The sequence below is a fragment of the Marinobacter daepoensis DSM 16072 genome (assembly GCF_000421165.1).
Lineage (GTDB): Bacteria > Pseudomonadota > Gammaproteobacteria > Pseudomonadales > Oleiphilaceae > Marinobacter > Marinobacter daepoensis.
Genome location: NZ_ATWI01000012.1, coordinates 30,989 through 44,408, shown reverse-complemented (window position 1 = coordinate 44,408; position 13,420 = coordinate 30,989). Strand labels below are relative to the sequence as shown.

Below are 13,420 nucleotides of genomic sequence, written 5' to 3'. Positions count from 1 at the left end.
TTATACGGATTGCCGGCCGTTTTGCTACCCCTTCCCTGGGGAAAATCATCACGACATCTTCTGAACGTGCCTTGTCAGCCTGCGGTTGGCAGCAGGGAAATGTCTGCCACACGCAGGAACAGGTTGCGCAGACGATTCAGCAGGGCCAGGCGGTTGTTGCGTACGGCCTCGTCCTCTGCCATGACCATCACCTCGTCAAAAAAGATATCCACAGGCTCGCGCAGGCTGGCCAGGGACGTCAGAGCGCTGGCGTAGTCGCCTTGCTCAAACATTGGCAGAACCTTCTGTGCCTGTTCTTCCACGCGGGCGGCCAGGATCTTCTCGGCAGCATCCTGCAGCAGCGCGTTGTCCACCGTTTCACCAATGTGATCGCCACCTTGCTTGGTGAGAATGTTCGACACCCGCTTGTTCGCGCCGGCCAGAGCCTGGGCCTCCGGCAACTGGCGGAAGGCTTCCACGGCCTTGACCCGACGGTCGAAATCCAGCGGACGGGTTGGCCGACGGGCGTGTACGGCCAGGTAGACTTCGGCACCAATCCCCTGCTCGTCGTAGTGGGCGCGGAAACGCTCTAGCATGTAGTCCACCACGGTGCTGGCGGTGTTCTTTTCGGTCAGCACGGTGAAGTTCTGCTCGGCCCATTCGCACACGGTTTGCAGGTCCAGAGGCAATGCACGTTCAATGATGATGCGCAGGACACCCAGAGAAGCACGGCGCAGTGCGAACGGATCGCGGGTACCGGACGGGGGCTGGTTAATGCCGAACAGGCCCACGAGGGAATCGATACGATCAGCAATGGCGACAGCACACCCGGTCAGAGTGGTGGGCAGATCATCGCCGGCGAAACGGGGCATGTACTGCTCGTTCAGCGCCTTGGCAACATCTTCGTGTTCGCCGTCGTGGATCGCGTAGTACTGACCCATGATGCCCTGAAGGTCAGTAAACTCGAGCACCATTTCAGTACACAGGTCGGTCTTGGCGAGCATGGCTGCACGCTCGGCCAGCGCCGGGTCGCCATTGATGGCTTCGGCGATTTTCTTCGCCAGCGCAGCGACCCTTACGGATTTATCGTAGATGCTCCCCAGCTTGTCCTGGAAGACGATGGGTTTGAGGCTTTCAATCCGGTCTTCCAGTTTGCTCCTGCGGTCGGTCTCATAGAAGAAGGCCGCGTCTGACAACCGTGGCCGGATGACCTTTTCGTTGCCGGAAACGACCTGCGACGGGTCCTTGCTCTCCAGGTTGGCCACGGTAATGAACAGCGGCAACATCTGGTGGTTCTGATCGACCACGTGGAAGTACTTCTGGTGTTCTTTCATGGACGAGATCAGGGCTTCGGCGGGCACGTCCAGAAAGCGCTCTTCAAAGCGGCCCATCAGCGGCACCGGCCATTCGTTCAGGGCGGTGACTTCGTCTAGCAGATCTTCGTCGATCACGGCTGTGCCGCCGGCTTCATTTTCCGCCAGCGCGGTGACACCGGCACGGATCTGCTCACGACGTTCAGCGAAGTCGGCCAGCACATAGCCTTCCTGCTTGAGGACCACTTCGTAGTCGGCCGGCGTGGGCACGATGAGTTCTTTCGGGCAGTGGAAGCGGTGGCCACGGGTCTTGTTGCCGGGCTTGAGGTTCATGACCGGTGTGTCGATGACCTTGTTGCCGTACAGCTGAATCAGCCAGTGCACCGGGCGCACAAATTCCGTTTTCCAGGCTCCCCAGCGCATACGTTTGGGGATGGGCAGGGCCGCCAGGGATTTTTCGACCAGTTCGGGCATCAGTTCCACGGTGGGCTTGCCCTGTTCGACGGTGCGGTATACCAGCCAGGCCCCTTTGTCGGTTTCCATGGTGTCGAGCTGGTCCGGGGTAATGCCCAGAGAGGTGGCGAAACCGGTCAGTGCCCGGGTGGGGTTTCCGGCATCATCAAAAGCGGCTTTGACCGCCGGACCGCGCTTTTCCACCGACTTGTCGGGCTGAGCATCGGCCAGGTCCCGAATTCGCACGGCCAGACGGCGCGGGGCGGCAAAGCTTTCCACTGCACCAAAGGCTACGCCGGCGTCTTCCAGGCCTTTGACAATGCCCTGTGTGAAGGCATCAGACAGCGGCTTGAGGGCTTTCGGAGGCAGCTCCTCGGTACCCAGTTCGACCAGAAAATCCTGTGTTGCCATGATTATGCGTTCCCCTGTTCCTGCGGTGCCTTGTTGGCTTTCTTGCCCTTCTTGCTGGCCTTGGCCTCGGCGGCATCAGTGGCGGCCAGCACTTCCTTGCGGAGGTGCTCCGGTGCCAGCGGGAAGCCCAGTTTACGCCGACTCTCGAAGTAGGCCTGAGCCACGGATCGGGCCAGGGTGCGCACGCGCAGGATGAATCGCTGACGCTCAGTCACGGAGATGGCGTGACGGGCATCCAGCAGGTTGAAGGTATGGGAGGCCTTGAGTACCTGCTCGTAAGCCGGCAGTGGCAGGCCAGCGTCGATCAGGCGGGCGCTTTCGCGCTCGTACACATCGAAGCTGTGGAACAGGAACTCAGTGTCGGCGTGTTCAAAGTTGTAAGTGGACATTTCCACTTCCTGCTGGTGAAACACGTCACCGTAGGTGACCACACCATCCGGGCCGTTGGTCCAGACCAGGTCATAGACACTGTCCACACCCTGCAGGTACATGGCGATTCGCTCAAGGCCATAGGTCAGCTCGCCGGTGACCGGGTAGCATTCCAGACCGCCGACTTGCTGGAAGTAGGTGAACTGGGTCACCTCCATGCCGTTCAGCCAGATTTCCCAGCCCAGGCCCCAGGCGCCCAGCGTGGGTGATTCCCAGTTGTCTTCCACGAAGCGGATGTCGTGCACCAGCGGGTCCAGGCCCAGAGCACGCAGAGAATCCAGGTACAGCTCCTGAATGTTGTCCGGTGACGGCTTCAGCACGACCTGGAACTGATAATAGTGTTGCAGGCGGTTGGGGTTTTCCCCGTAGCGGCCATCGGTGGGGCGCCGACTGGGCTGCACGTACGCGGAGTTCCAGGTTTCAGGGCCGATGGACCGCAGGAAAGTGGCCGGGTGGAAGGTACCGGCGCCCACTTCCATGTCCAGGGGCTGGAGAACCACGCAGCCGTGCTGCGCCCAGAAATTCTGCAATGCCAGGATCAGACCCTGAAAGGTCTTGATATCCGGCGCGGAGTTGTTGGTTGCCTTGTCTGTCACGACGTTTGCCTGCTGATCAGTCTGTGTGTGGCGCCCGGTTTTCAGGGCACTCCGAAATTTTGAAAGGCGCATTATACGCCTGCTGGCGATGCTTTTCTAAGTGGCTCTAGGTGCTTGTTTTGCCGGAGATCAAAAGAATGTCAGCCCAACCTGGAACAGTTTCTCGACCTCTCGTATCCGGGATTTGTCCACCAGGAACAGGATCAGGTGATCGTCGGGCTGGACGCGCAGATGGTCGTGGGCAATCAGCACCTGGTTGTGCCGAACGATGGCGCCAATGGTGGTGCCCGTCGGCAGCTTGATTTCGTCCAGCCGCTTGCCGACCACCTTGGAGGAGCGGTGATCTCCATGGGCGATGGCTTCGATGGCCTCGGCTGCGCCTCGACGCAGCGCATGGACGTTGACCACGTCTCCCCGTCGCACGTGGGTCAGCAGGCTGCCGATGGTGGTCTGCTGGGGCGAGATGGCGACATCGATGTCGCCGCCCTGAATCAGGTCCACGTAGTCCGGGTTGTTGATCAGTGTGAAGACCCGTCGGGCTCCCAGACGCTTGGCCAGCATGGAGGCCATGATGTTGGCGTCATCGTCGTTGGTGACCGCGCAGAAAACGTCGGTATTTTCGATGTTCTCTTCCAGCAGGATGTCCTTGTTGGTGGCGTTACCTTCCAGCACCACGCTCTTGCGCAGCCGCTCGGAAAGCATGACACACCGTTCGTGGTCACGCTCCAGGATCTTGACCTGGTAGCGGTCCTCCAGCGTGTTGGCCAGCCGGTAGCCAATGTTGCCGCCACCGCAGATGAATATGCGCTTGTAGGGCTTTTCCAGCGGTTGCAGCTCGCTCATCACCGAGCGGATGTGATCGGCGGCAGCAATAAAGAAGACCTCGTCGCCGTCTTCGATCACGGTATCGCCCTGGGGCATGATGGCCCGGTCTTTACGGAAAACGGCGGCAACCCGGGTCTCGATTTTGGGCATGTGGGTGCGGAGGTATGACAGCTCCTGTCCTACCAGCGGCCCTCCCTCGGTGGCGCGTATGGCCACGAGGCGGGTCAGCCCCTTCGAGAACTCCAGTACCTGCAGGGCGCCCGGATATTCGATCAGTCGTGTGATGTGCTGGGTTACCAGGTGTTCGGGGCTGATCAGCACATCCAGAGGAAAGCCACGGAGGCTATCGAGATCTTTCTCGGTATCCCGGTTGTAAAACAGCGCCGGTTTGGCCAGATAGGCTCCCGCCCGCACCCGGCAGATGGTGGTGGGGGTTTTGTACAGTAGCTTGGAGACCTGGCAGGCCACCATGTTGGTTTCATCACTGTTGGTGACCGCGATCACCATGTCGGCGTCTTCGGCACCGGCCTGCCGGAGGACCGTGGGGTACGACGCGCGGCCATGCATGGTGCGAATGTCGAGCCGGTCCTGGAGTTCCCGAAGGCGGGCGCTGTCGTTGTCAACGACGGTGATGTCATTGGCTTCGTTGGCCAGGTTTTCCGCCAGGGTGCCTCCCACCTGGCCGGCTCCGAGAATCAGTATTTTCATGGTGCGGGTTTCTCCAGCACGGCGTAGAAAAAGCCGTCATGGCTGTCGGGGTCTGGTAACAGCTGGCGCCCGGTCTGCATATCCTGGCCCCAGTCTTTGTCCAGGTTGAGCAGCAGGGCCTGGTCCTGCTGTTTCAGGAATCGCTGGATTATACGGTGGTTCTCCTGAGGAAACACCGAGCAGGTCGCATACACCAGCCGCCCACCGGGTTTCAGGATAGCCCACATGGCGTCCAGCAGACCCAGCTGAATACTGGCCAGTGGCACGATGTCGGACTCCCGGCGCAGCAGTTTGATGTCTGGATGCCGGCGTACCACGCCGGTCGCGCTGCAGGGCACATCCAGCAGAATCCGGTCGAATGCCTGCCCGTCCCACCACTGGTCGATGTTGGCCGCGTCGGCCTGCTTCAGGGTGGCGTGCAGATCAAGCCGGTCGAGATTCTCCTGAACCCGGGGTAGCCGTTCAGCGGATTCGTCGATGGCAACCACCTCCGCCAGTTCGCCGCAGGTTTCCAGAATGGCGCAGGTTTTTCCGCCCGGGGCCGCGCAGGCATCCAGCACCCGGTGGCCCGGTTGCAGGTCCAGCAGGGTGGTGCATAGCTGGGCGGCTTCGTCCTGAACGCTTACCGCGCCGTCTGCAAACCAGGGCAGGCGGTCTACCGGTACCGGGCATTCCAGCTGAATGCCGTTCGGCGCGAAGCGGGTCGGCCTGGCGCGGATACCGGCCTCCTGTAAGTGCTTCAGGTAGTCGTCGCGGGTGAAACGCAGGGCATTGACCCGCAGGGTCATGGGGGCCTGCTGGTTATTGGCATCGAGAATAGCCTCCCAGTGATCCGGCCAGTTGTGGCGCAGTTTTTCGACCATCCACGCGGGATGGCTGAAGCGGCTGCTGTCGTCACGTGGCTCGGGGGCGCCCTCCCTTTCCGCGGCCCGTAGTACCCCGTTGACCAGACCGGTCAGGTGGGGTTTGTCCAGAGCCCGGCAGGCTTCCACGGTTTCGTTGAGCACGGCGTAGGTGGCCTGTTCGCTGTAGCGCAGCTGGAACAGGGCTACCAGCATCAGGTGATGAATCACCCGGTCAGGTTTGCGCAGGGGTTTCTTCAGGCGCTGGCGCAGCTCGTCGTCGAGCCGGTGAAACCAGCGGCAGGTGCCATAGCAGATGGCCTGGAGCTGCGGTCGTTGTTCCGGGGCGAGCTGGTTCAGCGCCGGGGGCAGACACTGAGACAGGGATTGGCCCTGTTCCACCGCCAGCAAGACGTTGGCGGCGACGGCCCGGAAAGGCAAAGGCTGGTACGCCATGGTCAGTGAAGCTCCTGGCCGGGCAGCAACACGTGTTTGCCGCCATTGATCAGGTCGTTGATGCTCTGGGCCTTGCTGCCCGGTAACTGAACCGAGGTGATGGTCAGGGTACCGGCACCACAGGCCACCTCGGCGCCGTCGCGCTCGCGGCTGAGGACGGTGCCGGGAGGCTGGTCACTGCCCTGCTCCCGCGCGGTGGCGTGGTGAATGCGGAGGCGTTGTTCACCAAGGTCGGTAAACGTGCCGGGCCATGGGTTGAACGCCCGAATCAGCCGTTCGATGTCTGCGGCATTCCGGGCCCAGTCGATATGACCTTCTTCCTTGGACAGCTTGTGGGCGTAGTTGGCTTCAGCATCGTTCTGGGGGGCTCCCGTCAGCCCGCCCTCGGCCAGTGTGGCCAGAGCCTGAACAATGGCCCCTCCCCCCAGATCGGCCAGGCGGTCGTGCAGGCTGCCGCCGGTATCGTCGGCGTGGATGGGCGTGGTCACCTTCAGCAGCATGTCGCCGGTGTCCAGGCCGGCATCCATCTGCATGATGGTGATGCCGGTTTCGGAATCGCCGGCTGCTATGGCACGTTGGATTGGGGCCGCGCCACGCCAGCGGGGCAACAGTGAGGCATGAATGTTCAGGCAACCGTGGGTGGGAATGTCCAGCACCGCCTGGGGCAGGATCAGGCCATAGGCGGCAACAATCATCACGTCCGGCTTCAGGGCGGCCAATTCCTGTTGTGCCGCGTCGGGTTTCAGGCTGACCGGCTGGAACACAGGAAGCTGGTTGTCCAGGGCCACCTGTTTGACCGGGCTCGGCATCAGTTTCCGGCCGCGGCCAGCGGGACGGTCTGGCTGGGTATACACGGCGATGACGTCGTGGCCGGCATTCAGCAGGGCTTTCAGGGCGGTGGCAGCAAAATCCGGAGTCCCGGCAAACACAATGCGCACGTTGATTGATTCTCTGTGTCGTTGATACGAAAAAACCGGGTCGTAACCCGGTCCTGACTTCACTTCTGCACTGGCGGTGCCTTACGCACTCTGCTTGTGGAGCTTTTCCAGCTTCTTACGAATGCGGTTACGTTTCAGTCCGCTCAGGTAATCCACGAACAGTTTGCCGTTCAGGTGATCCATTTCATGCTGGATGCACACGGCCAGCAGGCCTTCGGCTTCCAGAGTGAATTCTTCGCCATTACGGTCCTTGGCGGTAATCCGGCAGTGTTCAATACGTTTCACATCTTCGTAAAAGCCCGGCACGGACAGGCAGCCTTCCTGCATGGCTTCCAGTTCGCCATCCAGAACGTCCACTGTCGGGTTGATGAAGACCCGAGGTTCGCTTTTGTCCTCGGACAAATCCATAACGATGATCTGCTTGTGCACATCCACCTGAGTGGCGGCCAGGCCAATGCCGCGGGCATCGTACATGGTCTCGAACATATCGTCGATCAGCGTACGGATGTCGTCCGTGACTTCCTCCACTGGCTTGGCAATGGTGCGAAGGCGCGGGTCCGGGTACTCAAGAATCTCTAGAATCATAATGCTCTTGCTTCTGGCCTGTGTATAACGGGCAATCTGTGCTTTCCCGGGCATGAGAATGCGGCCCGGAGTTTTACGGTTTGTAACGCTGTGCAACCGATTGCCGAAATGCGACAGCGTACTGCGCAAATTTTCTTCACCCGCCTATGATGAATCACAACGTCTGGGCGGTATGAACCTATAATGCTGGCAGAGTTCCCGGGTTCAAGGACCAAGGGCCTGCCTGAATGTCTCTATTATCCAATAATTCGGTGATTGAGTACAAACTGATCAGTTAATAGCTAAAATCTTTTACTCACCCGGGCTGACCGGTGGAGAAATCACTCGAAGAACAAAAGATAACATCACAAATTCCGGGACATCTTCTATAGTAACGGGAATAACAACGTAATATGCTGCGGGGATTCTGCGGCGACATTACCGAACGCAAAGATTCAAGGTACGCGATCAAGGACATAAACGATGAGGAAACTGTTGTACGCTCTGGCAGCCGCGGCGCTGCTGTTTACCTCCTGGGCCCAGGCACAACCGGAGCTGAGGTCTGATCACCCTGAGCGTTACACTGTCGTCAAAGGGGATACCCTCTGGGACATTTCGGCGCGATTCCTGAACAACCCCTGGTACTGGCCGGAAATCTGGCATGTGAACCCGCAGGTTGCCAACCCGCACCTGATCTATCCGGGAGACCGGCTGGCTCTGGTGTACATCGACGGTAAGCCCCGCATCACCAAAGTGGCCTCCAGCGATGTGGTGAAGCTGTCTCCGTCGGTTCGTTCCGAGGCCATCGATACGCCGATTCCGGCGATTCCTCTGGACGCGATTGCCAGTTTCCTGACCGACACCCGTATTGTCAGCCCTGAAGAGATCAACGGCGCGCCCTACGTGCTCGAAGGGGAAGACGGCCGCATCATTACCGGCGCCGGTGACCGCATCTATGCCCGTGGTGAGAAGCCGGCGGATCGTGTGGGTATTTTCCGTCGCAGCAAGGAATTCGTAGACCCGGATACCGGTGAGTTCCTGGGTCTTGAAGCCCGGAGCATTGCCCGCGGCAATATCAATGCGGAAAACGGCGACGTTCTGACCGTCGGCATTACCAAGTCCAGCGAAGAGGTGCGCATCGGCGACCGGCTGCTGGTAAACGAAGACCGTCGACTGACCACCAGTTTCGTGCCCAGCTCTCCGGATGACGAGATTGAAGGCAAGATGATCTCCGTGGATGGTGGTGTCAGCCAGATTGGACAGTACGACGTTGTGGCTATCAACCGCGGAGAGCGCGAAGGCCTGAAAGCCGGGAACGTGATGGCGGTACTCAAGGCGGGGAACATGGTTCGGGATCCGATAACCGGCGAAACGATTGAGCTGCCGTCCGAGCGCGCTGGCCTGCTGATGGTCTTCCAGGTCTACGAGAAGATGAGTTATGGCCTTGTGCTGCAGGCCACAAGGCCGCTGGCGGTTGGTGACAAAGTGACCAATCCCTGAGTCGTTGGGTTGTGAATTGAGTCAGTAAGAATATGGCCGGGCCGGAATGCCCGGCCATTGTTGTTTTCAAGGAAGCGAAAATGTCAGAAAAGGAATTTCTGAAAACCCCTGCTGGCCAATGGCTGGTGCTCTCCCTCCTGCCCCGTTTCGGGATTCCCCTGAGGGAGCGGATTCTGAACTCGGTGGATAATCTCACCGACATTCTGTCCCTGAACGCGTCGACTCTCCGGGCCATGGGGCTGGCCGCTGATGCTGTTGAGGCCATTGGTGCCTGGCAGACTGATGATGCAAGTCAGACGGTGATGGCCAGGGCCCTGGCCATCCATCGACAGTGCCTGGAACAGGGGATCGGAGTGATTGGGCAGGGGCAGGACGCCTACCCGGAATGCCTTCGCCATATCCATAACGCGCCGCGGGTGCTTTATACCCTGGGTGATCCCGGCCTGCTGAAGCGGGACCAGTTGGGGGTGGTGGGTAGCCGCAACGCCAGCCGGGCGGGCCTGGACCACGCCCGTCAGTTTTCTGCCGAGCTCAGCCGTCGGGGTCTGCTGATTACCAGTGGTCTGGCTCTGGGGATCGACGGTGCGGCCCATGCGGGGGCGCTGGATGCAGGGTTTCCAACCCTGGCGGTTGTCGGGTGCGGATTGGACCGGCTGTATCCGGCGCAGCACAGGGCTCTGGCGCACCGGATCATTGGTCATGGTTTGATTGTTTCCGAATACCCTCCCGGAACGCAGGCGCGCGCGGCCTACTTTCCCCAGCGAAACCGAATCATCAGTGGGCTCGCCCGGGGTGTGCTTGTGGTGGAGGCCAGTCTGCGAAGTGGTTCTCTGATTACCGCGAGGACGGCCCTTGAACAGGGGCGTGAGGTTTTCGCCATTCCCGGCTCTGTGCACAGCCCTGTGGCCCGGGGGTGTCATCAGCTGATTCGCCAGGGGGCGCGTCTGGTTGAAACCGCAGACGATGTGCTGGAGGAACTCGGTACCTGGTGGTCGATGCAACCTGAAGCACCAACACCGAAGGCAGTGTCGTCGGAGCCGGATATGTCGTCTTTGGACAGCCGGGAAATCGCGGTGTTTGAGGCTTTGGGGTATGATCCCCTGTCTACCGATGCGCTGAGCGTGGCGACGGGCCTGCCCGCCGATCAACTGCTGCAGGCGTTGCTGATTCTGGAACTGGAGGGGCTTGCCCATACCTGCCCCGGGGGCTACCAACGCATCGGCTAGGACATCGTTCACTGTTTCCTATGAGGGCGCCGGATTACCATGGCGGTAACATCTTCTCCGAGCTTTTTTCAGTTGGCCCTTGCCCGCCAGACCGTTCTGGCAGGGGGCGTGATCGCCTATCCCACAGAGGCGGTCTGGGGGCTCGGCTGTGACCCCTGGAATGAACAGGCGGTTGCACACATTCTGGAGCTCAAGCAACGGCCGGTGGAAAAAGGCGTCATTCTGGTGGCAGCATCGGTTGAACAGGTGCGTTTCCTGTTAGACCCCCTGCCCCACGAATTGCAGCGGGAAGCCCTTTCTCACTGGCCCGGGCCGGTGACGTGCCTGTTGCCGGATGTAAACCACCAGGTGCCGGACTGGGTGCGTGGCAAACACCGCTCCATTGCTGTTCGGGTCAGTGAACACCCGGTGGTCCGGGCTTTGTGTGAGGCAGCCGGTATGCCTCTGGTCAGCACCTCGTGTAATCCCGCCGGCCGTTCGCCCGCCCGGGCCATCTGGCAAGTGCGGCGCTACTTTGGTGATCAGATCGATCGCCTTGTCCCCGGTCCGTTGGGAGGGAATCGAAAACCCAGCCGGATCATTGATATTGTGACCGGACAACAGTTTCGTTAGGAGAATTCATGTCGCAGCAACCGGACACCCAGGCCGTTAAAGAGTATCTGATGAGGCTTCAGTCGCGTATCTGTCAGAGGCTGGAGGCCATCGACGGCCAGGCGTCGTTTATCCGCGATAGCTGGGAACGCCCGGAAGGGGGTGGTGGCACCAGCCGTGTGATCGCAGAGGGCGCGGTTTTCGAGAAAGGGGGGGTTAACTTCTCCCATGTGATGGGCGACACCATGCCCGCCTCGGCTACCGCTCACCGCCCGCATCTGGCCGGTGCACCCTGGCAGGCCATGGGGGTGTCGCTGGTCATACACCCGAACAACCCTTATGTGCCCACCTCGCACGCCAACGTACGGTTTTTTATCGCGACGCCCAAAAACGGGGACCCGGTGTACTGGTTTGGCGGCGGTTACGATCTGACCCCTTACTACGGCTTTGAGGAAGACTGCGTGCACTGGCACCGGACCGCCCGGCGTGCCTGCCAGCCATTCGGAGAGATGGTTTATTCCGATTATAAACGCTGGTGCGATGATTACTTTTACCTCAAGCACCGACAGGAGCCCAGAGGGGTAGGTGGTCTTTTCTTCGATGATTACAACACCGGGGATTTTGACCAGGACTTTGCCTTTATGCAGGCCGTCGGTGATAGTTACATTGAGGCTTATGAGCCCATTGTTCGGCGACGAATGGATCAGCCCTGGGGCGAGCGGGAACGGGAGTTCCAGCTCTACCGCCGTGGCCGTTACGTTGAGTTCAACCTGGTGTATGACCGAGGCACATTGTTTGGCCTTCAGTCCGGTGGCCGGACCGAGTCCATACTGATGTCGTTGCCTCCTCTGGTTCGCTGGGATTACGACCGCCGGCCAGAGCCGGGCAGTGACGAGGCCCGTCTGACGGATCACTTTCTGACCGGTCGTGACTGGCTGGAGGGACTGGATGACTAACGACCTGTACGCGGTGGTGGGCAACCCCATCAGCCACAGCAAATCCCCTCGTATCCACAGCCTGTTTGCGCAGCAAACCGGTGAAGCGGTGGAATACACGGCGATTCAGGCGCCTCTGGACGATTTCGCCGGCACCGTGCGTCATTTCTTTGAGCGCGGCGGCAAAGGTCTGAACGTCACAGTACCTTTCAAGGAGCAGGCCTGGACCCTGGCCGGGCACCGGACCCATCGGGCCGAGCTGGCCGGTGCCGCCAATACCTTGTATCTGGATCAAGAAAACCGGCTGGTGGCCGATAACACAGATGGTGTTGGGATTGTCCGTGATCTGAGAGATAACCACGGTGTGTCCCTGAGCGGTGCACGGCTGCTGATACTGGGGGCCGGAGGCGCGGTTCGTGGCGTCCTTGGGCCCTTGCTGGATGAACAGCCCGGGGGCCTGGTGATCGCCAACCGAACGGTAACCAGGGCGGAAGCTCTGGCCCGGTTGTTTGCGCGGGAGAATCGCGCCATACCGCTGTCCGCGTGCGGGTTTGAGCAGGTGGCCGGGCCATTTGACGTGGTCATTAATGGCACCAGCGCGAGTCTGAAGGGAGATCTCCCGCCAGTACCGGCGGATGTGATCGGGGCCAACACGGTCGTTTACGACATGATGTACTCTTTGCAGACCACGACGTTCAACCAGTGGGCTCTGGACCACGGAGCTCGACGCGTGTTTGATGGTCTGGGGATGTTGGTGGAGCAGGCCGCCGAGTCCTTCTGCGTGTGGCGCGGGGTGCACCCGGAGACCTCGACGGTGATCGAGGAACTGAGAACAGACTGAGGCAGGCGATGCAGCCGCGCCGTCGATAAGGGTCAGTTATGGATATTCTTACGCTTGTCGGGTTGCTAGCCGGAACCCTGATTGTGGTGCTCGCCATGCTGGCGAATGCCTCGGTACTTACCTTTCTGAATTTGCCCGGCCTGGCCATTGTCCTGGGGGGCACGTTTGCGGTAACCCTGATCAAGTTTCGCATGCCCTCGGTTCTCAGCGCGTTCCGGCTGGCTTTCCGGGCTGCGTTTACGGATAGGCTGGCGCACCCGGCCGAGCTGATCCGGGAGGTCGGCGTGCTGGCCCGGGTGGTCCGGAAGGAAGGTATCCTGGGGCTGGAAAACCATGAAACCCAGGACGAATTTCTGAAAAAGGCCATAAACCTCTGTGTTGATGGCCACCCGCCAGAACTGGTGGAAGAAGCCCTGCTGCAGGAGAGTCAGCAAACGGCGGAGCGCTACGACGTGGCTGAACGGGTATTCCGTGGTATTGGCGAATCGGCGCCAGCGATCGGGATGCTGGGCACTCTGGTGGGGCTGGTCCAGATGCTCAACACCCTCGACGATCCTTCGTCCATTGGCCCGGCCATGGCCATTGCCTTGCTGACCACTCTTTATGGTGCGTTTATTGCGCAGCTGATGGCCCTGCCCCTGGCCGACAAACTCCAGCTTAAGGCGGAAGACGATGCCCGTAATCAGTTGCTGATCATCACGTCGATCAAGAGCATTATGCGCGGAGAGAACCCCAGAGTGATGACCGAATTGCTGTCGTCCTACGTCTCCCCTGAACATCGCACGAACCTCGAACCCGAGCGGGAGGCCTGAG

12 protein-coding genes are annotated in these 13,420 nt (G+C 60.3%); 6 read left to right on the top strand and 6 right to left on the bottom strand.

Features of this window, described 5'->3' with window-relative positions; genetic code table 11:
• Positions 1-74 precede the first annotated feature (74 nt).
• The 6 genes from glyS to def form a co-directional block, all read right to left on the bottom strand.
• Positions 75-2,156: a glycine--tRNA ligase subunit beta gene (gene glyS, locus K325_RS0114115; protein WP_029654914.1), complete on the bottom strand. Its 2,082-nt coding sequence runs from the start codon at positions 2,154-2,156 to the stop codon at positions 75-77.
• A gap of 2 nt (positions 2,157-2,158) precedes the next feature.
• Positions 2,159-3,181 carry a glycine--tRNA ligase subunit alpha gene (glyQ, locus tag K325_RS0114110; RefSeq protein WP_036193640.1) on the bottom strand — a complete coding sequence of 341 codons (1,023 nt, stop codon included), beginning with the start codon at positions 3,179-3,181 and terminating at the stop codon, positions 2,159-2,161.
• Between the two features lie 129 nt (positions 3,182-3,310).
• Complete coding sequence (gene trkA / locus K325_RS0114105; RefSeq protein ID WP_029654912.1) at positions 3,311-4,714, bottom strand: Trk system potassium transporter TrkA; 1,404 nt, start codon at positions 4,712-4,714, stop codon at positions 3,311-3,313.
• The gene (rsmB, locus tag K325_RS0114100; protein ID WP_029654911.1) at positions 4,711-6,012 is read right to left on the bottom strand and encodes a 16S rRNA (cytosine(967)-C(5))-methyltransferase RsmB; all 1,302 of its coding nucleotides are present in this window, start codon (positions 6,010-6,012) and stop codon (positions 4,711-4,713) included. Before rsmB ends, trkA begins: the two co-directional genes overlap by 4 nt.
• A 2-nt stretch (positions 6,013-6,014) precedes the next feature.
• On the bottom strand, positions 6,015-6,950 hold the full coding sequence (fmt, locus tag K325_RS0114095; RefSeq protein WP_029654910.1) for a methionyl-tRNA formyltransferase: 936 nt from the start codon (positions 6,948-6,950) through the stop codon (positions 6,015-6,017).
• Between the two features lie 81 nt (positions 6,951-7,031).
• Positions 7,032-7,538 carry a peptide deformylase gene (gene def, locus K325_RS0114090; protein ID WP_206557370.1) on the bottom strand — a complete coding sequence of 169 codons (507 nt, stop codon included), beginning with the start codon at positions 7,536-7,538 and terminating at the stop codon, positions 7,032-7,034.
• 459 nt (positions 7,539-7,997) lie between these two features.
• Here def and K325_RS0114085 point away from each other — a divergent pair, with 459 nt between their 5' ends.
• From K325_RS0114085 to K325_RS0114060, 6 genes are all read left to right on the top strand, one after another.
• Positions 7,998-9,014 carry a LysM peptidoglycan-binding domain-containing protein gene (locus K325_RS0114085; protein ID WP_029654908.1) on the top strand — a complete coding sequence of 339 codons (1,017 nt, stop codon included), beginning with the start codon at positions 7,998-8,000 and terminating at the stop codon, positions 9,012-9,014.
• A gap of 80 nt (positions 9,015-9,094) precedes the next feature.
• Positions 9,095-10,240: a DNA-processing protein DprA gene (gene dprA / locus K325_RS0114080; RefSeq protein WP_051146677.1), complete on the top strand. Its 1,146-nt coding sequence runs from the start codon at positions 9,095-9,097 to the stop codon at positions 10,238-10,240.
• A gap of 39 nt (positions 10,241-10,279) precedes the next feature.
• Positions 10,280-10,852, top strand: a complete 573-nt coding sequence (gene tsaC / locus K325_RS0114075; protein ID WP_029654906.1) for an L-threonylcarbamoyladenylate synthase type 1 TsaC — start codon at positions 10,280-10,282, stop codon at positions 10,850-10,852.
• Between the two features lie 8 nt (positions 10,853-10,860).
• Positions 10,861-11,787 carry an oxygen-dependent coproporphyrinogen oxidase gene (gene hemF / locus K325_RS0114070; protein WP_029654905.1) on the top strand — a complete coding sequence of 309 codons (927 nt, stop codon included), beginning with the start codon at positions 10,861-10,863 and terminating at the stop codon, positions 11,785-11,787.
• The gene (aroE, locus tag K325_RS0114065; RefSeq protein ID WP_029654904.1) at positions 11,780-12,607 is read left to right on the top strand and encodes a shikimate dehydrogenase; all 828 of its coding nucleotides are present in this window, start codon (positions 11,780-11,782) and stop codon (positions 12,605-12,607) included. The genes hemF and aroE overlap by 8 nt, the downstream gene beginning before the upstream one ends.
• A 38-nt stretch (positions 12,608-12,645) precedes the next feature.
• A complete protein-coding gene (locus K325_RS0114060; protein WP_029654903.1) occupies positions 12,646-13,419 on the top strand; it encodes a motility protein A in 774 nt (257 codons plus the stop codon).
• Position 13,420: the final 1 nt, after the last annotated feature.